Below are 22,749 nucleotides of genomic sequence, written 5' to 3'. Positions count from 1 at the left end.
CTAAAGACATTTTGGGGTTCCTCAGTTACTTCATCATTTGCTGTTTATTGATTCCCAGCTCTTTGACCATGTTGCGGATTAATTGATAGTCTGCAGGTTTAACGGCAACGTAGTGGCTTAGCGTGCCATAGCCTGTGACTTTAATTTCTTTATGGGCATTTAGGATGGTGCTGCGGATTTTTGCTTTCAGCGCAGGATCAAGATCTTTACGGTAAGAAAGTGGAGAACCTGGCAATGGCGAAGACTCTGCAATCACACAGTTGCTGCTTTTTGAGATCATGCCCGAGGAGAGCATTTTGTTGTAAGTGATGTCACTGTCTGCGGCGACATTGACAATTTTATTTTTAACCGCCAATTGCGCAGCATCATGTGATCCGGCATAAGTGAATTTGCCAAAATACTGTTCAGGCATTTTGCCAGTGGCCTTTTTAATCATATACGTCGGCATCAGCCCGCCAGACGTTGAAGCTGGGTCTACAAATGCGGCGCTTTTGCCTTTCATGTCCTGAATAGATTTAATGCCGGAATTGCAGGGAGTCACAAAAACGGTTTTATAAGTATGGGATTTACTTCCTTGGCGCACACCGACTGCAAAAGCTTCAGCGCCAGCTTCCTGTTCTGCCAAATAATAAGAAAGAGGGCCGAACCATGCGATATCTACGCGTTTTTTACGCATGGCTTCAATGACACCTGCATAATCGGTTGCTGTGAACACTTTCACGCGTTTGCCCAGTTTTTTCTCTAACAGCGCCCGCATAGGCTCAAATTCTTGAATCATTTCTTCATTGTTTTCAGCTGGGATGAGTCCCATCACAATGTCTTTAGCCATGACTGTAGAACTGGCAGATACTAAGCTCAGTGTTAGAGCGCTTGCTGCAAGGGTGTATTTCAAATACATTTTAAAGATACTCTCGGAAGGTGATCGATTGAACGCTCAAAGGTTGATGCGCAGTTGGATGCTGTCTGAACGAAATCGAGTTAAGGCATATTCGAGCGGGGTACCATCCTGCTCGTTGACATTAATGCTTTTGACTCGCAGTACAGGCTTGTTGTGCGGCATAAGCAGCAGTGAGGCATCGTCACCTTGCGGGAGTGATGCGCTCACTAAACTTTCAATGCGCGTTAATTTAAATTTGTAGTGCTGAGTGATAAATTCGTGCAGCGAACCAGCGGTATACTGATTCAGCAGGTCTGGAAAATGCTGTGCTGGCAAATAATGCGAAATCACGCAGATTGGTTCCTCATCTGCCAGCCGTAAAGTTTCAATCCAATAAACAGAAGTGTGTTCTTGAACATTCAGCTTGCCTGCAATATTGGCGCTTGCAGGAATGCGGGCTTTATTCAATACCCGTAAGCTGGTTGTTTTACCTAAAGTCTCAAAGGTTTCTGTAAAGCGGGTTTGCGAACCTAGCGTATAATCTATTTGCTTGTTTAATACGCAGGTGCCTTTGCCATGGCGGCGCTCCAGCAATCCTTGCTGAATTAAGTCATCGACTGCGCGTCGAATCGTATGCCGATTCACATTAAAACGGCCAGCGAGCTCATGTTCAGAAGGTAAAAACTCACCAGGCTTGAACAATACAGAAATTTCTTTTTTTAATAATTTCGCAATCTGACTGTAGATTGTTTCAGTACTGTTTCTTTGCAATACGGTCATGGTTGTCTAGACATCTGTACACTGTTGGAACTTAAGGTACAGCGTCTTTATGACGGGAGGGTTAATGAAATATTTAAGTTCTATGAATTAAAATACAGGTGTATTGATGGGCTGTATTTCTGCCAAAATGTGTTGGATTTGGTTTCATCTTTAGATAATAAATATGAATTCATCTATGCGGCATAAACTGGAATTTCTATAATGTTTGGTTTGTTTATAAATTATATTTTATTAATCAATACTATATTTGTTTTTAAATGGAATGTGGAGACCCATGGATCATTGAAAAACAAAAATCAATGATCCACTGCTCGCTAGGGCAGCTATGCGTATGGATAGCTGTTTTCTCAGCTGTCTAAATTAAAAGCTTGCGGATTTTTTCAATCCTGCTGCAGTGATCTAAAGCTTGGTTTTCGGTTGAAGTCATTTACCTTCAGAATAAATATAAATAAAAGTGGGGCAGCAAAAATGCAGAGAGCAACCAAGCCGATGCTGTTTCCCATTTGCCGGGTAAGAAGGAAAAGCGACATCAGCAAGCTTACATAAGCGGCTATTTTCGTTGTTTTTGAATGTGAGGCGAGAAACGAAAATCTTGATTGCCGTGTTTGATTAATTTTCTTTGAGCTGAGCAGATAAAAAATGAATATGGCAGTACAAATCAATGTAAAAGCAAAGAACACATGCATCAGCTATTCTCCAAACTATTCTTTTGCTTAAGTCGAATTTTATGCACGGCTTTTTGCTGGATGGGAACTATATTTTGATGTAAAAACAAGGCTAACAGTCCAAAACACAAAATCATCAGATCCACCCGCAAAAAGATCCAATATTGAGTCCATGAATGGATGTAGCTGTGCGCTGTTAAATAGTAAATATTAACAATAGGCAGCAACAGCGCGCCGAGGATAAAAACTTTCAGCTGCATTTTCCACAGCAGGCGTTGCGGCGTAAATAAACCCGAAATTAAACTGAAAAGCCAAACACCAAAAAAAGCATAAACTTCATAATTGACGGAGTTGATTTGAACTTCAAAAAGACGGTTCGCATATAAGTAGCCCAGCATTGCACAGGGAAGGCCCCAAATAGCGGCAATATTGAGCCTATTCACGGTATAGTGGCCTAGATGAAAACTTTCAGATTTCCTCTGCATTTGCCGCTTTAAACTCCACAGTAATAAGCCTGAAGCAATCATGGCGCAGCCTAGAATGCCTGAAAAAAAGAATCCTAAACGCAATAGCGGCTGAGCAAACTTTGCCATATGCAATCCATAAACACCTGCATTTAAGGTGGCAATAGCGCTGTTATTACGTGTAGAGCCCAGCACTTTTCCATCGGCTGCACTAAAGCGGATTTGCGCATTATTTCGAGTAATCGATTGATCTTTCAGTTCGGTTATTGTGAACCGTGCGTCAGCGGTATTGGGCAGATTGACACTGATATTGTCAATGCTGTGATTTCCCCATTCGCGCTGCGCCGCTGTTAAAAAATATTGTGCAGGCAGCATTTCTGTTTTTTCTAAGCTTGGGCTTTTTGGTAATGTTACTGTAGTACGTATTTCTTCAAAATATTGGAAAGGATTGTCTGGATATATTTTTTTCATGCCAGACGGCAGCAGAATATAGAAAAAAATAGCCAAACCAGTAAAAGTTACTGTCAGAAAAAAAGGCAGGGCTATGACAGCTGAGACATTGTGAAAATCTAAATAGGAGCGCTGCCCTTTAAAGGCTCTTAAAGTAAAAAAATCGGTAAATATTTTTTTATGCGTTATCACTCCTGAGATGAGCGTAATCAGCATAATAAAAGCCGCTATGGTGGCAATGAGCCTGCCGATGTAATAGGGCACGCCGTACAGCTGAAAGTGAAAACTGTAAAAGAAATCTCCGCCTTGAGTGGCTGATAAAGCGAACTCTTTGCCTGTGGCAGCATCGAGCGTTTTACTGTCATAAGCGCCATCGGCCTTTTGCCAGTAAATTTTATTTACGGGCATGCTTTGATTTGCTACGCCGATGTACCAGCTTTTAGCATCAGGCGCATTTTTTTGCAGATAGCTGACTGCAGATTCAACCGCGGTTTGCTGATTGACTTGCATGCTTGCAAATTGCGGCTGCATCCAGAGGCTGATTTCTTGGCGGTAATAGGTGACGGATCCTGTTAAAAAAATCGCAAATAACAGCCAGCCAAAGAGCAGTCCAATCCATGAATGAAGCCATGCCATCGATTGACGTACAGATTTATGCATGAATTAGCCTATGGATTGTTCAAGTAGAAATAGCCCGAATAAAAGCGCGAAGCTGATAACAGAAAAGCGTTTGATATGCGGCGTACAAAATGCACAGATGACGAAGCAGGTATAAAAAATTAATGCGCAAAAACCTGCCAGAAAAACAGATTCAGCCTTGGGCCAAAATGTGCTGAACAATTGGGTTAAATTCAGCGCGACTAAAGCACAGCACAAGAAGCCTATGCCAAAGGTCAGCAATAGCCGGTAAAGAAGGAGGAGTGGCTGGAGAACAGAGATCATGCTGAGTCGTTTTAATTTACTTGATGTGAAAACAGATTGATCCTGCAAGCCAAACGAGAGGATCAATCAGGCAATTATTGGCCGAACTTACTGAACAAAACTTAGGGTTGTGACCAAATACTGCTTGCTGTAATTCTGCTGATTAAATTTTCCTGCTTTGTCAGACTCTTTGCTGGCTTCAATTACATATTGGCCTTTCCAAGGCGTATCTATGGTGATTTGACCTTGAGGATTGGCAGTATATTTCTTTTGCCAAAATTGAGGGGAAAATACAGTCAGTTCCAGTCCAGCTGCAGGTTTGCCTTGATAAAATACAGCGAATGTATTGCTGTTGGCTTGAACTGGAACAATATCCAGGTCAGAAACCGCTTTTAAATCTGATCTTCCTGCTTTCGCATGGTAAGAGAGCAGTGCTTCACCATACATCAGTTCACTGCTGAGTTTTACATCAGCCGCGCCTTTGGAGGCATAGGCCAGATGATCGGGCTGAACCTTGGCCTTGAGCTTCTGTTTATTTTGCTCTGCCACGGCTGAATTAAATGATTTGAGCGCCGTGTCTTGTGTTTCTTTCACCTGTTCGCTGTATTCGCCAAAGTAGGCGCGGGTTTGATTATCTGCACCGCGTTCCAGCCAAAGCATATGCGCTTGTGCAGAGAGTGTGAATGTGAGACCAGCGCAAAGCGCAATGATTTTTTTCATGGGTCAACCTATAATTTTGAAAATCTGTGAACGGCCTTAAGGCAAATACTTAAGGCCTGTATGGAATTAATATTTAACTCTGAGAGCTACACTGTAATTTGCTGGCGCGCCGTAAAAACCTTGCTGGTCAGGAAAGCTGTAGAGATATTTTTCATTGGTCAGGTTGTTGCCATTTGCTTGGACAGTCAGATGATCATTCACCTCATAGCTGACCATGGCATTCAGCAGGGCATAAGCATCCTGCTTAATCACACCCGCTTTTTGTGTAATAACGCCATTCGCACTTGCTTCAGGAACATCTAAATAGCTCTTGTCCTGCCATTGCAGGCCGAATCCGAGTTTTAATTTTGGCAGCTTCGGCACTTGATAGGTTGTTAATAAATTAATAGCTTGCGTCGGGTTAAAGGTGCGGGCATCACCGCCATTAATTAAATCTTTAAGGCTAAATTGGGTATAGCCGAAACTGAGATTTAAATGATCTGTGAGCTGCCCAGCCAAGCCAAATTCATAGCCTTGCGAGCGCAGATCGCTGACCTGAGTTTTACGTAAAGTCGGGATGCCATCTGAGTTGCGAAGCGGGTAGTTGCTTTCTTCGGTAAGGAAAACGGCCATAGTTGCAGTTAACTTATCATCCAGCCATGAACTCTTAAGCCCTATTTCATAGCTTTCGCCTTCAATCGGTTTATTGATGCTGCCATCGAGTGCTTTTGTTGTTTGCGGGCGGAAAATGGAGGTGTAGCTCATGTAGCCTGTATATTCAGGCGTAAAGTTGTAGGTCAAACCTGCATATGGCAATACTTTGCTTTCATCATAAAACATGTCTGTGCCGTAACTGTTGCCTTTGCTTTGCGCTTGAACGTAATTGGCGCCTAAAAGCAGCTTCAGATCATCATTTAAATGCAGGCGGGTTGCGGCATATGCGCTGCGGTTTTTTTGCTTGGTATGCGTTTCGCCCGTAATTGTAGACATATCCCAATCAGGTTCATCTGGTGTCAAACTGGCTAAGTCAGATGTTATTGGGTTGGCATAACTGCCGCCATGCGCAATTTCATTCATATTATTGTCTGCCCACGAATAGCCAAAAGAGGCTTCATGGCGCTGACCCCATAAAGGATAGGTCCCGCTGATATTGAGGCTGGCTTGACGTTCTTTATCATCGTCTGCGTACATGCCTGGCCATAAATAAACACCTGATGTGCCATCAGCGCTTGGATTGCCTAATAAATATAGAAGTTTTGAGTCGCGAGTGGCCTGCTTTTCATCATAAGCCAGTTTGGCTTTCCAGTCGCCGCCCAGCTTCTGTTCAATTTCGGCGAAGTAATTTTTGACATTGGTATTCCAATAAGTCCAGTCTGGGGTGTAATTGTAACTGCGTGGAAAATCGAGCTGCTTACCCTCGGTCGTGATTAGCGGATTTGCTCCCCAGTTATTGCCATTCGGTTTATGGTTGGTTTCGGTGTATCCGGCAGTTAATGTTGTGCTGTCTGTAAGATCAGCAGCAAACACTGCGCCAAAGCCACTTTTCTCTAATTCATAGTGGTCTAAATAACTGCCGCCTTTTTGCTCAAAACCAAATACCCGCGCGCGGACAGTGCCATCTTGATTCAGGGGAGAGGAGACATCCGCTTCATAACGTTGAGTATCCCATGAGCCATAGCTGGCGTTTACAGAAGCTTGAAGGTCCTGAGCAGGCCTTTTTCGAATCATATTGATACTGGCGCCGGGATCGCCAATACCGTTGTTTAATGAATCAGAACCTTTAACCACTTCCACACGGTCAAATAAGAAACTGTCTGGATTATCATTATTGTAATTGTAGCTGCTCAGCGGAAATCCGACACCGTCGAGCATAATATTTGAGATTTCAAAACCGCGCGCTAAATAGGAAGAGCGTTCGGTTTCCTGATTGCCCACAATAATGCCTGGTGTGTTGCGCAGCACATCACGAGTATTATTCAGCGCAAAATCATCCAGCTGCTGTCGGGTGACAACATTGACCGTTTGCGGGGTTTCTTTCAGCGCAATATTCAATCTAGAAGCTGTAGATGAATTTTGAATGATATAGGCTTTGGTTTGTTCAGAACTTTCTTCTGCTTGCAACTGCTCTACAGCGACGGTAATGGTTGGAAGCTGTTGAGCATTTTCAGCATAGCTTTGATTGCTGATGATGATTGCGAGGCTGATGAGGGATAATTTAAACGCTGGGGTATGATGGAATGACATTTATTAATGATAATGAAAATAATTATCAGTAAGATTATTGTTTAATTAGTTGCATTACAACCTAGATTTAATAGGAAATGTGAATGAAATATGAACCTATGATTGGTTTAGTGCTTTATATTCGGCTGTATTCAGCAATTTATGGCCAAACGGATGCTGTTGAGCCGAAGGGTTGTGTTGAAATTTAATGAGCTGAATGAGCATTTTATTTCATTGTTCTTAGGCATAAGATAAATGCAGACAGGATAGTAAATAAAAACAAACGCGAGGGAAAAATCATGGGAGAGTGGACCGCGGCATTTTTACAAACCTGCTATCAGGCAGTTCAGCTGAATAACCGTCCTGTTCCATATTTTAAAGCGTTTATTGCTGGCCTAGCTGCGGCGCTGCCTGTATTGGCGGGACTGCTTTTGGGCAATTTCAATAACGGCCTGATTGCAAGTCTTGGCGGTTTTGCTTTTTTATATGTGTTCCGAATGCCTTATGCGCATAGAGCTAAAAAAATTAGCGCGGTAATATTCGGTTTAAGCCTTTGCGCTTTTTTAGGCAGCCTTTTGGGCGGCTATCCCTTTGCTTTAGCGCTGATGATGGCGGCAATTGCCGCTGTAATGGTATTTTGCTTTGGCGCTTTGAATATTGCAGGACCATCTGCAATTTTTATGGTTCTGGTTTTTGCTATGACTTCCGCCATGCCGCAGACCGATTGGCTCGAAGCGGCCGAACGGGCTGGGCTGATTGCAGCGGGAGGTTTGCTGTCTTTATTTTTCGCATTGATGGGCTGGTTTGCAGATCCGTATAAGCCGGAACGTGAAATGACATCCGTGCTGTATGGTCAATTGAATCTGCTGCTGCAAGCTGTAGGAACGGCTGAATTTAAGCAGCGGCATAGCATGTTTATTCAGTATTTGAATGACAGCAGCCAGATGCTTCAGGCCAGTCAGAGCGGCTGGAAGCAGTCGGCCGAATTTAAAAAGCTGTATCTTCTGAATCAGCGCGCAAACCGTATTTGGCTGATTCTAGGTGAGGAATGTTTAGAAGCAGAGCAGCCTTTATCTGCAGGTTTGCTTCAGAATTTTCAAGTGATTGAACAGTCCTTGCAGAACCCATCAAAAATTCAGCTTATTCAATGTGCCCACTCCTTGGCAGAAAGCCGGCTGGAGGAGCAGTTTCAGCGCATTTTAGGTATTCTTCAGCAGAAAGATCAGCCTGATATTGCGGTCATGGCGCTGAAATTGCCAATTTCGCAGATATTGATTCAATCATTGAACCGGCATTCTATTGTGTTTATCTCGGCATCGCGTTTTGCGCTGATTACATTTATTTCTGCATGCATTGCTTATTCTTTTGAGCTGCCGCGAAGTTTTTGGGTGCCGCTATCGACGGTTTCTGTATTATCCGGCATGACCATTGTGGCGACGCTGCACCGTTCGCTACAGCGTGCTGCGGGTACAATATTAGGGATTTTCATTGCTGCCGGACTGCTGGCTTTATCGCCTAATGAATATCTGTTTATCTTTTATATTTTCTTTTTTTGCATGATGGGTGAAATTTTCATTGTTAAAAATTATGGGCTGACGGCTTTATTTTTTACCCCAAGCGCGCTGATCATTGCCGTTGCCAGCAGCGGTATGATGGATGCCGCAGCTTATTTTGCTGAGGTTAGAATTTTGGATGTGCTGCTGGGAACTGCAATTGGGGTTGCTGGCATATTGCTAATCAGCCGTGATGCTGCATCAAAAAGGCTGGAACATACCATGGCTGAACTGATTCGCGCGCAGTCAAAACTGAGCTATGTCTTGTTTAATAGCAATACGTGGCATGAGGAACAGCTGAGAAAATCGCATTATTATCCGATGAAAATGCGTTGGAATAACTTAAATATTATTCATCAGACTGCGTTAGGCGAGGTGCCAAAACCCGAGAAAATACTGCAGAAAAACTGGGAACTGCTGTATGAGCTGAAACAGCTCAGTTATTTGCTGGAGCGGGTGACTTTTTCAACAAAAAGGCAGAGCCTGTCTAAAAAAGAACTCTCAGATTTGCTGCTGATTTACGAGCAATGGAGCGCCGCGCTGGAACTGCAGCAGTCGATTCAAGATATTCAAGTGCCTGAGACACCGCAATTTCCTTTAGTGGGAAATCAATTGAAGCGGGTGCAATCAGCAATGATGCAGCGCGATATGATTTAAGCGGCAGCGGCTTTTAGGTTCTGCCATGATTCAGCTTTAAACCTATTGGCAATAACAATATGAGTGATCAAAATTAGGATATAGGTGTGTTAAATCTCTGACAAGCGCTATAGCGCTGAACAGATGCAAATGCAATTGAATATATGCAAACAGATATTCAAGCCTATTTGAAGAATGAGGTTTACTGCCCAATTCCAATCAAGATGGATAAGATGCCTGCCGCAATTAATGGCCCAACGGGTACACCGCGCAGCAGCGCAACACCAGCGACTGTGCCAATGAGTAAACCTGCAACAATATCCGGCTGATTGGACATCAACTTGACACCACGTCCGCCTAGCCAGGCAACTAAAAGGCCAATAGCGATTGCCAATAATGACTTCCAGCTGAGGAAAGATTTCAGGATGGCGTCACCAGGGATTTTCCCGCTGGCAATAGGCGTCAGTACGCCAATGGTTAAAATGATAATCCCGATATTCAATCCGTGCTGCTGCAAATATGGAAAAAACTCACTGAGCGGTGTAATGCGAAATACAATCAGCACGCCGGCTGCAACGGTAATAGCAGTATTGTGGCTGAATACACCGCAGGCCAAAAGCACGATTAAAACAATAAGATTTAAATCTAGACTGGAAAATGTCATGAATTTCTAAAATTAACTTTTGATGGAATTATAACGGATTTTTAGGCACTGCTGTTTTGTGTATTTACCGTGCAGATATAGCGAATGATCTATTTTAGCTTCAAGACGCTATGTTTGGGTTTCATCGCTTGATGGATTAGAATGCGGTGTAATTTTTTGAGATGTATTTTATGTTGTTGGAAAAAATGCTGCAGTCGCAGGGCTTTGGCTCACGTAAATATTGCCAGCAGCTGATTAAAAATGGTGCTGTGCAGATACAGGGCGAAGTTATCGACAATTTAAAATACAAAGCAGATCTTAAAGATTTGGAATTTTCTGTGCATGGTGAAAATTATGCTTATCGTGAAAAAGTTTATATCGCACTGAATAAACCGCAAGGCTATGAATGCTCTCATCAGGCGACGCATCATTTCAGTGTGTTTGAACTGTTTGATGAGCTATTGCTTAATCGTGGCTTGCAGTGTGTCGGGCGTTTAGATCAGGACACCACAGGTTTGCTGCTGCTGACTGATGACGGCCAGTTTTTGCAGGCGCTTACTCATCCGAAAAAGCATGTAGCAAAGGTCTATCAAATGCATACAGCAGATCCTGTGACATCTGAACAGGCTGCTCAGCTAGCACAAGGTGTAGAGCTGCGTAATGAGAGCGGTATTTTTGCAGCGACAGATGTAGAGATTCTAGCAGACCATCAGCTGCAAATGACCGTGCATCAAGGGGTATACCACCAAGTCAAGCGTATGCTGGCGGCTGTAGGCAATAAAGTGGAACAGCTGCACCGTACGCAAATTGGAAAACTGAATTTAAACGATTTATCGGGTTTAAATGAAGGTGAGTGGATGTACTTGTCGCTTGACCAGATTGAGCTGGCGAAGTTTAGAGAGAAATAAAATCTGGAATGCTGCTGTTTTTAAATACCAGTTGAAACGCGCTTAGCGCGTTTTTTTTTGAGCATTTTGCGCTTATTTGAGGAAACAATGGTAGGTCTGAAATTCATCATCTTTAACAAAGCCCATGGCTTCATAAAGCTGATGTGACTGGTGATTATTTTTTTGAGTCTCTAGCGTAATGCGCAGTGCATTTTCATGACGTGCAAACAAAATAGCAGTATCAATCAGCTGCTTGGCGGAACCCTGACGGCGGTAAACTGGGCTGACATAAACGTCATCTAAAATATAGTAAGTTGAGCAGGCAACAGAAGAAAAGCCTAAATACAGCAGGACAAAGCCTGTAAAGATATCGTCTTTAATATGAATAAAAAATACACTTTGCTGATTGTCAAAACGCTGTTTTAAGAATTTAAAAGACAAGTCTAAATTGCAGGAAGCGCCATAAAATTGACGATATTCATCAAAAAGTACCGCGAGCTGCTGCAGGTCTTGTTCTTGGGCGCGTCGGACAATCATCATTATCTCCATACATTTTTGAGTCCTTGTATGAAGAATAACGAATATTCAGAAGTGAATGATTTTTAAATTGTTTGGAAATGCGACAGTGTTAACTTTTGTCACTTTCGCCTAAAATTGCATTCAGCTCTTCAAATAAATCGATGTGTTCATCATCGATCACTAAATCATTTTCTGACATATCGGTCAGTTCTTCCGCTCCGATTAAATCAGGCTGAACGGATTTAGCATCCTGCTGTTTTAATTTACGCAGGCGAATCAGCTGCTCTAAATTTATATTTTGATTTTCTATAGAGAAGGGGATGGACTTGGTGAGCACCACTTGCTTAAAAAAAAGGCGAACTGCTTGAGCTGGCGTAATGCCTAATTGCTTAAAAACAGCAAAGGCTTGCTTTTTCTCTTGGGAGTCCAGACGGATTTGATAAACTTCGGTTTTTCTCATATTTTTAGAAAGCTTTTAATTACGTAACTTTTCGCATTTATTCTAATCAAAAACCATCGAATTTCAACAGTTAAACACAGAAAAGCAAAAAAAAATGTAATGACAAGGGTATTACATCGTAATTTAGAGATTCAGTTCCTGTTTTGAGCTGAAATTCATCGGCTTTAAAAGTACAGGGTCTATAAATTCAATTTGCTTGGCCAGCAGCTGTAGAGGTGAAGAGAAATCATTATCTGCTTTATGAGCAACGCAGGGGTAAAAGGCATCATTCTGAATAGGAAGGCCAAGATGATTGAGATGAACACGCAATTGGTGCTGTTTGCCTGTATGCGGTTTTAATAAGTATTTTGCCCATTGATCATTATGCGCGAGCAGGTGTATTTCAGTTTCAGTGTTGGCTTCCGCTTCTTTTACTTGCATGGTGTAAAATGGCTCGCCTTTGTCCATATGCAGCCGCAGGGTCAACGGAAATTGAATGTCTGATGTATAGGGCGCAATCGCATGATATGTTTTTTGCACTTTGCGCTCTGCAAACATTTGCTGATAAATCCCGCGTGTTTCAGGCCGTTTTGAAACAAGCACCACGCCCGCAGTTTCACGATCCAGTCTATGAATAGGTGTTAGCTGCTCGATACCTGTTTGGTTTTTGAGCCTTACCAGTAAGGTCTCCTGTACATATTGGCCAGTAGGGCTCATGGTCAGGAAATGCGGCTTATCTACAACAATCAAGTCATCATTTTCAAATAAGATTTCATGCTCAAAAGGTACATGAATTTCATGCTTTAAAAAGCGGTAATAAAATACATGGCTGTTGGCCTGAAAGAGACTGTCTGACAGCAGTTTTGTGCCATTAGCGTCATAAATCAATCCATCCCTAAAACGCTGCTGCCATTCGGCAGCGTCTATATGCGGGAATTGAACGCATAAATAATCATAAATACTGCAGATAGATGCCGCCGAAGGCTTTAGAAATACTTTGCTGGCGCTGACGCCGTGCAGCATGGGCGGGGTAAATTCGGCAGAGCTCATGGTGGTCAGCAGTTCACTTTAGGCAGGAGTTTAAACAGCTGGAATATAAAAAATATACAATCCAGCATTGAGAAATAGGCTTTTTAAGCTGTGCGATGCTATCATATTTGCTCTTTAAGTACATGTGTGAGCGGTATGCAGCATTCATTTAATCTGGCTTTAAATAATGAAGAAGATACGCAAAATCTGGCAGCGGTTTTAGCGGCTCATTTTAATGCGGGCGTCATTTATTTAATCGGCGATTTAGGTGCAGGCAAAACCACACTCACGCGCTATTGGCTGCAGGCAATGGGGCATAAAGGCGCGGTAAAAAGCCCAACTTACACTTTGGTGGAGCCTTACAATATTCAAAATAAAGATATTTTTCATTTCGATTTATACCGACTAAACGATCCGTATGAACTGGAACTGATGGGTATCCGCGACTATTTGGAAACGCCGAATGCGCTGTTTTTATTTGAATGGCCGTCTAAAGGCGGTGACGAAATTCCGCAGGCCGATTTAGTGATTAACATCGAAAAATCTGAAGACGATTTAACCCGTATTGCAACATTAAGTTCATCTTCTGAGTCTTTGCAGCAGGCATTAGAGAAACGTTTTGCATGATGAATGACATTAGCGCCCGCCGTATCCACACACTTGCTCCCGCCTTAGCCAACCAGATTGCGGCAGGGGAAGTGATTGAACGCCCTTCATCCGTAGTGAAAGAATTACTGGAAAATGCAATTGATGCAGGTTCAACCGAATTAACGATTCGGGTGGAGCAAGGCGGCAGTACGCTAATAGAAATTATTGATAATGGCCGAGGCATACACCCAGAAGATTTACCTTTGGCTGTTATGCGACACGCCACCAGTAAAATTCAAACTGCAGATGATTTGCAGGCCATAGTAAGCTTGGGCTTCCGAGGCGAGGCGCTTGCTTCGATTGCAGCAGTTTCACGCTTAACTTTAACCAGTTCGCAAGATGATGATGGCGTGGGCTATCAGGTTGAAGTCAACGGTACTGCATTTGATCATCAAGAAATTCAAGCGGTTGCTTCGGCTAGAGGCACGCAAATCCGCGTGCAGGATTTATTTTTTAATGTACCTGCCCGCCGTAAATTTCTAAAAAAGCCAGGTACAGAATTTGGCCATATTGAAGAAATTGTCCGCCGTTTGGCCTTAACACATTTTGATATTCGTTTTGTCTTAGAACATAACAATAGCATCAAGTTGAATTTACCTATTGCTGATAGCGGTGAATTACGCTTTCAGCGCGTGCAGCAGCTGTTGGGACGGCAATTTACAGAAAATGCCTACTGGATGGATGCAGACAGCGTCAGTATGCGTTTAAGCGGCTGGCTCGGGCATCCGTCTGATGCGCGTGCGCAGGCCGATTTGCAGTATGTTTATGTGAATGGCCGTATTGTGAAAGACAAGACCATTTCACATGCACTGCGTATGGCTTATGACGGTATTTTGCATGGACATCAGCATTCTTCTTATTTGCTGTTTTTGGAAGTTGATCCAGAAAATATTGATGTCAATGTACATCCGACAAAACATGAAATACGGTTTTTAAATCAGCGTGAAGTGCATGAGTTTGTGCGCCATTATGCCAAAGCTACTTTATCGCAATTTCAAACGGCTTCCGCGGACTTATCCTCTGCAATGAAACAGGATGAGCATGCGCCTGCAACAGAGCCATTTCAGTCTCAGCCGCGCTATCAGGAACAGTTCCAGCTACATAAGCCATCAGTTGATGTTGGCGCTATGCAAACACAGAAATCATCTTATCAATCTGATGGTTTAACAGATTTTGATTCTGTACAGCCGCAGTCTGTCTCTTATGTGCAGCCTGCACAAAACAATTCATCTACAGGTTACGCCTCTGGCTATTCATCTCAATACGCTGGCTCGCAAAAGCTGAATAATGCTTTGCAGAGCTATTTGGCACCAGTACGTGATGCGCCTGCAGACACGGATCTAACAGCTTCACTTGAAAATCATATTGCCGCTAAAGTTGATGAGCATCCCTTAGGTATTGCCATTGCTCAGCTGCATGGCATTTACATTTTGGCCCAAAACACTGAAGGGCTGATTATTGTGGATATGCATGCGGCGCATGAACGCATTGTGCTGCAGCAGATGAAAGCAGCCTGGGACAAGCCTGAATTTTGGATGTCGCAGCAATTGCTGATTCCTAAAGTTGTGCCGATCAGCCGTATGCAGGCGGCACGTATTGATGATTTGAAAGAACAGCTGGAGCGTTTAGGGCTGGAAATTGATCAATATGGCGATGAGCAAGTCATTGTGCGCGGTGTGCCTGCCATTTTGCATAAGGCAGACTTCGATGCCTTAATTCCAGAGTTGCTGAATGATCTGGATCCGAATGATCAGGCGCAAGGCATATTGCAAAAGCGCGATGAAATTTTAGCAGGTATGGCTTGCCATGGCGCTGTGCGCGCACACCGCCTGTTAAGCCTATCTGAAATGAATGCTTTGCTCCGCCAGATGGAGCAAACTGAATTTGCCAGCCAATGCAATCACGGGCGCCCAACATGGCGTGCATTTCCTTTGGCGCAGCTCGATAAATTATTTGCTCGGGGAGAGTAAGCTTCAATGTCAAATCAACTGCCGGTCATCAACTTAATGGGGCCTACTGCAAGCGGAAAAACAGCTTTGGCATGCCAGCTTTATGAACAAGGTAATTTTGAGCTGATTTCCGTCGATTCTGCGTTGGTTTTTAAAGATATGGACATTGGTACGGCTAAGCCGACCAAGGAGGAGCAGGCGCTTTATCCGCATCATCTGATTGATATTATCAGCCCCTTGGAAGTTTACTCGGCTGCGCAATTTGTTGAAGATGCCAGCAGACTGATTGACGATATGCATTCACGCGGAAAAACACCGATTTTGGTTGGCGGAACAATGCTGTATTTCAAAGCATTGCTAGAAGGGTTATCCAGTAATTTACCAAGCGCTGATTATGCCGTGCGAGCTGAAATTGAGGCCAAAGGCGAATCCGAAGGCTGGGAAGCTGTATATGCAGAATTATGCCAAGTCGATCCATTGGCTGGTCAGCGTTTTAATGTCAGTGATAAACAGCGCATTATCCGTGCTTTAGAAGTCTTTAAGCTGACAGGTGTGCCAATTACCAAATTACAGGCAGAACAGCCTAAAAACTTACCATATGCCTACAATTTTCATAATTATGCTTTGATGCCAGATCGATTAGAATTGCATAAGCGCATAGAAAAAAGATTAGAAATTATGTGGGATATCGGTTTTTTGAATGAAGTGAAAATCTTGATGAAAAAATACGATTTAGATGAGAATCTTCCTTCAATGCGATCTGTTGGATACCGTCAAGCAATGGAATTTTTGCAAAATAGTGATCAAAGTGACATAAAAAGAGTTGAAATGGAGGATAGGGCGCTTTTTGCGACACGACAACTTGCTAAACGTCAATACACATGGTTAAGATCGTTGCAAGAAAAGCATAAATTTACTACATTTTTTAGTATTGAGCAGGCACAAGAAGACTTGCGAAACTGCCACGGATAAAGCAAAATTTAGGTACTGCCTTTTTTATAATTTTTAATTGAAAAATAAAGGTAGTTTTTGCGCTGATTTTTAAATTTTTTTGGAGTTATAACATGTCTAAAGGTCAAACTTTACAAGATCCGTTCTTAAATTCTCTCCGTAAAGAACGTATTCCAGTTTCTATCTTCCTTGTAAACGGTATTAAATTACAGGGTCATATCGAATCTTTTGACCAGTATGTGGTTTTGTTAAAAAATACAGTAAGCCAAATGGTTTACAAGCATGCAATTTCAACTGTTGTTCCAGCGCGTAATCCTCGTCCTGCTGGCGCTCCTGCTGGTGCACAAGGTGCAGGCGGCTTCGGCGGCGCTCAAGGTCAAGGCGGCTTCGGCGGCGCTCAAGGTCAAGGCGGCTTCGGCGGCGCTCAAGGCGGCTTCGGCGGCGCTCAAGGCGGCTTCGGTGGCGCTCAAGGCGGCTTCGGCGGTCAAGGCGGCTTCGGCGGTCAAGGCGGCTTCGGCGGTCAAGGCGGCTTTGGCGGTCAAGGCGGCGGCTTCGGCGGTCAAGGCGGCTTCGGCGGTCAATCTACTGGTTTCGATGGCGAAACTAAATTTGAAGATTCTCAAGACGACGAAAACAATCGTTAATTGAAGATCTAAAAAAAAGCCCCTTTTAAGAGGCTTTTTTTTACGTGAAATTTTTGAAACATGTAAAAAAAACCAGCACTGAGGCTGGTTTTTTTATTTTATGCATTGATTAAGATTTATTCTTTTTACGGTCTAAGCTTGGATCTTTAATATCAACAAAGGCGTTATTGCGGATTTCACGCAGCCAGCTGTCAAGTTCGGCATCAAACTGACGTTCACCTAATATTTGACGCGCCATACGCTCTTGATACTCTTTGGTCATATCTTGCTGACGTGTGTCTGTGACCTGAAGAATGTGCCAGCCAAACTGTGATTGGAATGGCTCGCTGATTTCACCTTTAGGTGTATTTTTCATGCGTTCTTCAAATTCTGGCACCATGACACCAGGTGTTACCCAGCCTAAGCTGCCGCCATCACGTGCCGAGCCTGGGTCATTTGAATAGGTGGATGCCAATACAGCAAAATCTTCCCCTTTTTTCAAACGGCTATACAGGCTGTCAGCCATTTGTTTGGCATTTTCAGGACTGACTACTTCAGAGGGCTGAATCAAAATATGACGAGTTTGGTATTGAGCAACCAGCGCTTTTTGTTCACCGCCTTTACGCTCAATCAGCTTTAATACATGAATGCCGTCACGCACTGGGATCAGCTCAGTGGTTTGACCTTCTTGAAGTGGACTAACACGTGCTGCTAACTCAGAAGGAATGTCTGATAAGCTGCGAAAGCCCATATCAGCGCCTTCAACTTTTACGTTTGCAGTTGAAAACTTCTTGCCGATCGCTTCGACATCATTGCTTTTAGCCAATTCAACTTTAACGTCTTTAGCAATTTTTTGTACGGCTGCTTCATCACCAGATATGCGTACATGCAATACATGCGCTTGATTCCCCATAGACGCTTGACCTTGCGGTGAGTTCAGGAAGTTCTTAACATCTGCTTCACTAATTTGAATGCGTGAAGTGACGATTTGCTGACGCAGACGGCTGAGAGATAAATCTTCAGCAATACGTCCGCGCAGTGATGCATAGGTGTTTGGCGCAATTTTATCCAGTTTTTGCTGGAAAGCTTCGAGGCTTGGCGAACCAGAGTCTTTTGCTACCTTTAAAACGGCTTCATTTAAGCTCTTTTCATCTGGCTTAATATTATAGCGTTTTACTTGCTCTAGCTGCGCCTGGCGGATAATCAATTGTTCAAGCGCTTGCTGCTGCAAATATTGCTCAGGTGGAATAGTTTTCTTTTGTGCTTCGAGTTGATGCTTAACTTGAGCAATGCTTTGTTCTAAATCACTGCGTAGAATTACGCTATTGTCCACAACAGCAACAACTTCATCTTTAGGCTGAGCAGCAAAGGTTGGTACGGATGCAGAAAGGCAAATAGCAAGTGCTGTCGCTTTAAAAACGCGTTTTAACTGTAGTGTCTTCATTAACGTTCTGTCCAATTTTGATTGATATTATTAAAGCCTAAAACACGATTTTCCAATAATGAGGAAAGCTTATTATTGAAACCGCCTAAGCCCTTCAGGGTAAATTCAGCCATAATTGCGCGTTTAGGCTTTACGCTGTCATCATTGACGTTGTCTAAATCGTTAAAGTACGAGCGGCCGTAAACTGAAACACCCCAGCAGCATGATTCATAGTTCACGCCGAGCAAGTATTCACGCGCAACGTTATTGTCCAAATCATATTGAGCATGGCCGACTAAGCGCCAATTGTTGTGGACTGGCTGAATGAAGGATGCAACAACTTGATCATAGCTGTCTTGACGGTTGGCAAGATAGCGGCGGTTAAAGTAGCCTAAATTATAAAGGTTGCCTTTTTCACCTGTGTAATACATTTGCACATCACGCTGTGCGTTATCGCCATTTGCCATCCAAGCGCCGTTTGCGCTGACTCTGAAGTTCTCAGACAGCTGACTTGATAAATTGATCACAGGGCCTGTATGGCGTTCGCGGTCAAACTCATCTGCAGCGTTGTTTAGCGTCACGCGGCGGTCTTCAAAGTAATAGCTTTGACCTACACTGGCTTTTAAACGCTCTAAACCAATTTCATCAAATAGGCTATAGCTTAAGCCGAAAGATGCGAAGTTATTGTCTTCTAAGCGGTCATGGCCGTAAAAGCGGTATGGGCTAAACAGCTGATCATAACTAATCGATGCAGTTGTTGAATCAAAGTTTGGATGACTGCTCTGATCGCGGTAAGGTGCATATGCATAGAATGCGCGCGGTGTCAGAGTTTGCAGGTATTTACCTTGCTTTTCAAAGATTAAGCCAGCATCTAATGTGAATTGCGGTACGACGATGGACTTAGTTTCATCAGAAGAAGTTGAGGCCGTGTCTGTTGCGCCATTATTCTGATAATACTGAACTGTATTTTTGTCAAAGAATGTATTGACGTTGCGGACAGATACTTGCGGTATCACAAATGACCACGGTGTTAAGTGGTTGTAGCGGACTGTGAAGTCATTATAAATACGCGTGCCGCTTGGTTCAAAAGTTCGGTTTTGATTGCTGGCATATGCGCTGTAATCAGTTATGTCTTTTTTGAAATATGCAGTATCGTTGTTAAATTCGTATTGCAGGCCAATCGGATTGCCGTGTTTATAGTTCAGCAGGAACTGCGGCAGACGCGCATAAGGGCGGTCTTCGTCTCGAACCGTTTTATCCAGTGTCTGGAAGTCTTCGACCTTTAACTGTGCTTTTAAGCCGGGAATGCCATTCTTATAATTCAGCTCCCACGCGCGGCGCAGGTTAAGATCTGTTTTTGAGTTTGGATTGTTGTTTAAGTCGGTAAAGTAATCTTTGTCCGATGCGTAATTGAAATCCAAGTTGGTGCTGAATTGATCGTTCAGATCCCATTTATGCAGCACATGCAAATCTTTACGGTCTTGCTTGTCATATTTTTTATCTGAAGGCAGATATCCGCCCCAGACCATGCCTTCACCAAAATTTTCAGTCAGGAAGCGGAATTCGCCTTCCATCATTGGGCCGCGGTCACCAATAAAACGCGGGGTGAGGGTTGCATCATAATTTGGCGCAAGGTTGAGATAAACTGGTACAGCCAGCTCAACACCGCCGTCATTGGTGAAGCCGAAACTAGGGCTTAAAATCCCCGTTGTACGGCGGTCATCAATTGGGAAATTGAAGTATGGCACAGCCATCACAGGTACATTTTTTACATACAGCTTAGTGCCTGTCGTTTCGCCGCGGCCTGTTTCTTGGTTCAGCTTAATTTTATCGGCTTTAATTTTCCAAGTAGGTGTTTCACCAGGCGGACATGTGCTGTAGGTTGCATTTTCTAATTCAACCGTTTGTCCAGAAGTACGCGCAATTTTTTCTGCTGTACCGTGCGCATTTGACTGTTCAGAAATATAAAGGCTGTTGTTTAAATCGCCTTGCTGAGTTTTTAAATTGTAATTGATGGAATCACTTTGTGAAATCAACCCAGACTGCGCCATTTGCACATTGCCTGATGCTTTTGCAAAAGTTTGGGTTTTATCAATTTGAATTTGATCGGCGCGGATTTGGCGGCCTTGCTGATCAATTACCACATTGCCTTCTAGAATGGAGTCGCCATTCGGGTCAAAGTGGCCATAATCTGCAGTGACCGTAGAGGTTGCTTGATCCGCAGGAACGGCAGCTGCGTCTGGCGCAATTGGCGTAACCCAAGCGCCTTGGCAGTAGGCGGCATTTGGATGCAGGCCTTGGCGCTGCTGTGCTTCGGGCGCAGATTTGTCTACATAATATTTTTCAAAAAAACTTTGACCTGGGTATGCTTCAGAAATCGTTTGTTTTAATTGCTCTGCGTCATTTTCCGCAGTAGCTGGCGATGCCGCATAGCTTGATACTGAGCTGCCGCAAAGAAGGGTTAAGATCGCAGTCGCTAAAGGATTAAATTTAAACTGATGCTTCATTTGTCTCATTAACCAAGAGTGCTTTATCGCAATTAATTATTGTCGCATCATAGAGAAAAAGTTGATAAGTAGCTACACTTAGCACTTTAAAAACTCAGCCTGTATTAGAATTTATCGCAAATGACTACACAACGTGAACAATCGATACAATCATGGATTGCATCTGTACTTGGTTCGGATCAATTTGAAACTCATTTTTTAGCAGGCGATGCAAGCTTCCGTCGTTATGCACGAATCAAATTGAATAATAAAACATTTATGCTCATGGATGCACCACCAGAAAAAGAAGATTGTGTGCCTTTTGTGACGATTGACGAATTTTTTGATGCTAATGGTGTGCGTGTGCCGCATATTGTTGCCAAAGACTTAGAGCAAGGCTTTCTTTTGTTAGAAGATTTTGGCGATGTTTTGCTCTCGGCGCTGCTAACTGATGAAACAGTAGACAATCATTATGCGCAAAGTTTTGCGCAATTGAGTCAATTGCAGTCAATTGATGGAGTCAATCATTTTCCGGAATATTCGTATGAAAAGCTGATGTCTGAAATGGCATTGCTGACAGATTGGTTGCTTCCATCTCTAAAGATTGAAGCAACAGCAGATGAAAGCGCTTTAATCAAACGTACTTTTGCCATTTTAGCCAACGCTGCCTTGGCGCAGCCGCAAGTGATTGTACATCGTGATTTCCATAGCCGTAATTTAATGGTGCTGGCAGATGAACAAGAGCAGGGTGTGATTGATTTTCAGGATGCCGTGATTGGCGCAGATACCTATGACCTGATTTCAATAACCCGTGATGCCTATGTGCAGTGGAATTCTGAACGCGTCTACAGCTGGTTCCAGACCTTCTATAATTTACTTCCTGCATCCGCCAAAGATGGCCGTGATTTTGAGCAATTCAAAAAAGATGCGGATTTCATGGCGATTCAGCGCCATATTAAAATTTTAGGCATTTTTGTGCGTCTGTTTGAGCGTGACGGCAAGTCAGGTTATTTGAAGGATTTGCCGCGCGTGATGTGGTATTTGCTGGAAGAAAGCAAGCCGTATGCAGAATTACAACCGTTTATGCAGTTTATTCAAGCTAAAGTATTGCCAAAATTTGAAGCCAAATATGGCGCTTATGAGGTTGCAGCATAATGAAAGCGATGATTTTAGCGGCAGGGTTGGGCAATCGCATGCGTCCGCTAACATTGTATAAGCCAAAGCCATTGCTTGAAGTAGGCGGTAAGCCGCTGATTGTCTGGCATATCGAAAAACTCCAAGAAATTGGTGTAACTGAAATTGTCATCAATTCTGCATGGCTGGCAGATGTGCTGATTGGCGCATTGGGCGATGGTTCACAGTTTGGTGTAAATATACGCTGGACGAGAGAGTTAGAAGGTCTGGAAACTGCTGGCGGCATTATTAATGCTTTGCCGCTGTTGGGTACGGACCCCTTTATTTTGGTCAATGGCGACGTCTGGACGACTTTTGATTTTAGCTCGCTGCTGGATATTCAGCTTGAAAATGATCTGGCGCATTTAGTTTTTGTGTCCAATCCGCCGCAGCATCAAGAAGGTGATTTCACCTTAGAGAAAGGGCGCGCTTATACCTTTGAGCAGGCACATGATGGTGAAGCGCTGACCTATAGCGGTGTCGCTGTTCTCCATCCAAAAATGTTTGACGGGCTTGCGCAGGGCAAGCGCCCTTTGGCGCCATTATTAAAAGAGGCCATGCTGCAGGGAAAAATTTCTGCAGAAAAAATGCAGGCTGCTTGGGTGGATGTTGGCACTCCTGAGCGATTAAGCGCACTAGATCTCCAGATTCGTGAGGGGATGTACGCTTAAGTGCATATTCGCTAAACACATCCTGCTGTGACAGGCAGGA

At 43.4% G+C, this 22,749-nt stretch carries 19 protein-coding genes; 8 read left to right on the top strand and 11 right to left on the bottom strand.

Annotated elements, in window-relative coordinates:
• Window positions 1-25: 25 nt before the first annotated feature.
• The 5 genes from phnD to B9T34_RS15820 form a co-directional block, all read right to left on the bottom strand.
• On the bottom strand, window positions 26-898 hold the full coding sequence (gene phnD, locus B9T34_RS15850; RefSeq protein ID WP_086214105.1) for a phosphonate ABC transporter substrate-binding protein: 873 nt from the start codon (window positions 896-898) through the stop codon (window positions 26-28).
• Between the two features lie 36 nt (window positions 899-934).
• Complete coding sequence (gene phnF / locus B9T34_RS15845) at window positions 935-1,657, bottom strand: phosphonate metabolism transcriptional regulator PhnF (protein WP_086214104.1); 723 nt, start codon at window positions 1,655-1,657, stop codon at window positions 935-937.
• 685 nt (window positions 1,658-2,342) lie between these two features.
• Complete coding sequence (locus B9T34_RS15835; RefSeq protein WP_086214102.1) at window positions 2,343-3,896, bottom strand: PepSY-associated TM helix domain-containing protein; 1,554 nt, start codon at window positions 3,894-3,896, stop codon at window positions 2,343-2,345.
• A gap of 369 nt (window positions 3,897-4,265) precedes the next feature.
• The gene (locus B9T34_RS15825; RefSeq protein ID WP_086214100.1) at window positions 4,266-4,877 is read right to left on the bottom strand and encodes a DUF4198 domain-containing protein; all 612 of its coding nucleotides are present in this window, start codon (window positions 4,875-4,877) and stop codon (window positions 4,266-4,268) included.
• Window positions 4,878-4,943: 66 nt separating this feature from the next.
• Window positions 4,944-7,100 (bottom strand): TonB-dependent siderophore receptor, encoded by a 2,157-nt coding sequence (locus tag B9T34_RS15820; protein WP_086214099.1) that lies wholly within the window; start codon window positions 7,098-7,100, stop codon window positions 4,944-4,946.
• Between the two features lie 278 nt (window positions 7,101-7,378).
• On the opposite strand from B9T34_RS15820, the gene B9T34_RS15815 reads away from it, so the two are divergent.
• Window positions 7,379-9,289, top strand: coding sequence for an FUSC family protein (locus tag B9T34_RS15815; RefSeq protein ID WP_086214098.1), 1,911 nt, complete (start codon window positions 7,379-7,381; stop codon window positions 9,287-9,289).
• Window positions 9,290-9,470: 181 nt separating this feature from the next.
• On the opposite strand, the gene B9T34_RS15810 is transcribed toward B9T34_RS15815, so the two are convergent.
• On the bottom strand, window positions 9,471-9,932 hold the full coding sequence (locus tag B9T34_RS15810) for a DUF441 domain-containing protein (RefSeq protein WP_086214097.1): 462 nt from the start codon (window positions 9,930-9,932) through the stop codon (window positions 9,471-9,473).
• Between the two features lie 170 nt (window positions 9,933-10,102).
• On the opposite strand from B9T34_RS15810, the gene B9T34_RS15805 reads away from it, so the two are divergent.
• The gene (locus tag B9T34_RS15805) at window positions 10,103-10,819 is read left to right on the top strand and encodes a pseudouridine synthase (protein WP_086214096.1); all 717 of its coding nucleotides are present in this window, start codon (window positions 10,103-10,105) and stop codon (window positions 10,817-10,819) included.
• Window positions 10,820-10,891: 72 nt separating this feature from the next.
• Here the strand turns inward: B9T34_RS15805 and B9T34_RS15800 are convergent, their stop codons facing one another.
• The 3 genes from B9T34_RS15800 to B9T34_RS15790 all read right to left on the bottom strand — a co-directional run bounded on the left by B9T34_RS15800 (window position 10,892) and on the right by B9T34_RS15790 (window position 12,806).
• Window positions 10,892-11,335, bottom strand: a complete 444-nt coding sequence (locus B9T34_RS15800; protein WP_086214095.1) for a GNAT family N-acetyltransferase — start codon at window positions 11,333-11,335, stop codon at window positions 10,892-10,894.
• 91 nt (window positions 11,336-11,426) lie between these two features.
• Entirely contained in the window at window positions 11,427-11,777 is a 351-nt protein-coding gene (locus B9T34_RS15795; protein ID WP_086214094.1) for a type II toxin-antitoxin system RelB/DinJ family antitoxin, read from the bottom strand.
• A gap of 123 nt (window positions 11,778-11,900) precedes the next feature.
• The gene (locus B9T34_RS15790) at window positions 11,901-12,806 is read right to left on the bottom strand and encodes a pseudouridine synthase (RefSeq protein WP_086214093.1); all 906 of its coding nucleotides are present in this window, start codon (window positions 12,804-12,806) and stop codon (window positions 11,901-11,903) included.
• A 135-nt stretch (window positions 12,807-12,941) separates the two neighbouring features.
• On the opposite strand from B9T34_RS15790, the gene tsaE reads away from it, so the two are divergent.
• From tsaE to hfq, 4 genes are all read left to right on the top strand, one after another.
• Window positions 12,942-13,412, top strand: coding sequence for a tRNA (adenosine(37)-N6)-threonylcarbamoyltransferase complex ATPase subunit type 1 TsaE (gene tsaE, locus B9T34_RS15785; RefSeq protein ID WP_086214092.1), 471 nt, complete (start codon window positions 12,942-12,944; stop codon window positions 13,410-13,412).
• Window positions 13,409-15,403, top strand: coding sequence for a DNA mismatch repair endonuclease MutL (gene mutL / locus B9T34_RS15780; protein ID WP_086214091.1), 1,995 nt, complete (start codon window positions 13,409-13,411; stop codon window positions 15,401-15,403). The genes tsaE and mutL overlap by 4 nt, the downstream gene beginning before the upstream one ends.
• Before the next feature lie 6 nt (window positions 15,404-15,409).
• Complete coding sequence (gene miaA, locus B9T34_RS15775) at window positions 15,410-16,354, top strand: tRNA (adenosine(37)-N6)-dimethylallyltransferase MiaA (RefSeq protein WP_086214090.1); 945 nt, start codon at window positions 15,410-15,412, stop codon at window positions 16,352-16,354.
• Between the two features lie 92 nt (window positions 16,355-16,446).
• Window positions 16,447-16,977 carry an RNA chaperone Hfq gene (gene hfq / locus B9T34_RS15770; RefSeq protein WP_086214089.1) on the top strand — a complete coding sequence of 177 codons (531 nt, stop codon included), beginning with the start codon at window positions 16,447-16,449 and terminating at the stop codon, window positions 16,975-16,977.
• Between the two features lie 109 nt (window positions 16,978-17,086).
• Here hfq and B9T34_RS15765 read toward each other — a convergent pair whose 3' ends face one another.
• Together B9T34_RS15765 and B9T34_RS15760 are read right to left on the bottom strand one after the other, a co-directional pair.
• Window positions 17,087-18,400: a peptidylprolyl isomerase gene (locus B9T34_RS15765; protein WP_086214088.1), complete on the bottom strand. Its 1,314-nt coding sequence runs from the start codon at window positions 18,398-18,400 to the stop codon at window positions 17,087-17,089.
• Window positions 18,400-20,886, bottom strand: a complete 2,487-nt coding sequence (locus B9T34_RS15760) for an LPS-assembly protein LptD (protein ID WP_086214087.1) — start codon at window positions 20,884-20,886, stop codon at window positions 18,400-18,402. The genes B9T34_RS15765 and B9T34_RS15760 overlap by 1 nt, the downstream gene beginning before the upstream one ends.
• Before the next feature lie 120 nt (window positions 20,887-21,006).
• On the opposite strand from B9T34_RS15760, the gene B9T34_RS15755 reads away from it, so the two are divergent.
• Window positions 21,007-22,020: an aminoglycoside phosphotransferase family protein gene (locus B9T34_RS15755; RefSeq protein ID WP_086214086.1), complete on the top strand. Its 1,014-nt coding sequence runs from the start codon at window positions 21,007-21,009 to the stop codon at window positions 22,018-22,020.
• Entirely contained in the window at window positions 22,020-22,709 is a 690-nt protein-coding gene (gene murU / locus B9T34_RS15750; protein WP_086214085.1) for an N-acetylmuramate alpha-1-phosphate uridylyltransferase MurU, read from the top strand. Before B9T34_RS15755 ends, murU begins: the two co-directional genes overlap by 1 nt.
• Window positions 22,710-22,749 lie beyond the last annotated feature (40 nt).

Origin of the sequence: Acinetobacter sp. ANC 3813 (assembly GCF_002135435.1) — a bacterium.
Classification (GTDB): domain Bacteria; phylum Pseudomonadota; class Gammaproteobacteria; order Pseudomonadales; family Moraxellaceae; genus Acinetobacter.
Note: the sequence above shows the minus strand (reverse complement) of the source record. Positions and strands in the feature narration are given on the sequence as shown.

Bases quoted from the DNA above. Each gene is read 5' to 3' on its own strand.
- phnD (WP_086214105.1), bottom strand. From the start codon at position 898: ATGTATTTGAAATACACCCTTGCAGCAAGCGCTCTAACACTGAGCTTA.
- phnF (WP_086214104.1), bottom strand. From the start codon at position 1,657: ATGACCGTATTGCAAAGAAACAGTACTGAAACAATCTACAGTCAGATT.
- B9T34_RS15835 (WP_086214102.1), bottom strand. From the start codon at position 3,896: ATGCATAAATCTGTACGTCAATCGATGGCATGGCTTCATTCATGGATT.
- B9T34_RS15825 (WP_086214100.1), bottom strand. From the start codon at position 4,877: ATGAAAAAAATCATTGCGCTTTGCGCTGGTCTCACATTCACACTCTCT.
- B9T34_RS15820 (WP_086214099.1), bottom strand. From the start codon at position 7,100: ATGTCATTCCATCATACCCCAGCGTTTAAATTATCCCTCATCAGCCTC.
- B9T34_RS15815 (WP_086214098.1), top strand. From the start codon at position 7,379: ATGGGAGAGTGGACCGCGGCATTTTTACAAACCTGCTATCAGGCAGTT.
- B9T34_RS15810 (WP_086214097.1), bottom strand. From the start codon at position 9,932: ATGACATTTTCCAGTCTAGATTTAAATCTTATTGTTTTAATCGTGCTT.
- B9T34_RS15805 (WP_086214096.1), top strand. From the start codon at position 10,103: ATGTTGTTGGAAAAAATGCTGCAGTCGCAGGGCTTTGGCTCACGTAAA.
- B9T34_RS15800 (WP_086214095.1), bottom strand. From the start codon at position 11,335: ATGATTGTCCGACGCGCCCAAGAACAAGACCTGCAGCAGCTCGCGGTA.
- B9T34_RS15795 (WP_086214094.1), bottom strand. From the start codon at position 11,777: ATGAGAAAAACCGAAGTTTATCAAATCCGTCTGGACTCCCAAGAGAAA.
- B9T34_RS15790 (WP_086214093.1), bottom strand. From the start codon at position 12,806: ATGAGCTCTGCCGAATTTACCCCGCCCATGCTGCACGGCGTCAGCGCC.
- tsaE (WP_086214092.1), top strand. From the start codon at position 12,942: ATGCAGCATTCATTTAATCTGGCTTTAAATAATGAAGAAGATACGCAA.
- mutL (WP_086214091.1), top strand. From the start codon at position 13,409: ATGATGAATGACATTAGCGCCCGCCGTATCCACACACTTGCTCCCGCC.
- miaA (WP_086214090.1), top strand. From the start codon at position 15,410: ATGTCAAATCAACTGCCGGTCATCAACTTAATGGGGCCTACTGCAAGC.
- hfq (WP_086214089.1), top strand. From the start codon at position 16,447: ATGTCTAAAGGTCAAACTTTACAAGATCCGTTCTTAAATTCTCTCCGT.
- B9T34_RS15765 (WP_086214088.1), bottom strand. From the start codon at position 18,400: ATGAAGACACTACAGTTAAAACGCGTTTTTAAAGCGACAGCACTTGCT.
- B9T34_RS15760 (WP_086214087.1), bottom strand. From the start codon at position 20,886: ATGAAGCATCAGTTTAAATTTAATCCTTTAGCGACTGCGATCTTAACC.
- B9T34_RS15755 (WP_086214086.1), top strand. From the start codon at position 21,007: ATGACTACACAACGTGAACAATCGATACAATCATGGATTGCATCTGTA.
- murU (WP_086214085.1), top strand. From the start codon at position 22,020: ATGAAAGCGATGATTTTAGCGGCAGGGTTGGGCAATCGCATGCGTCCG.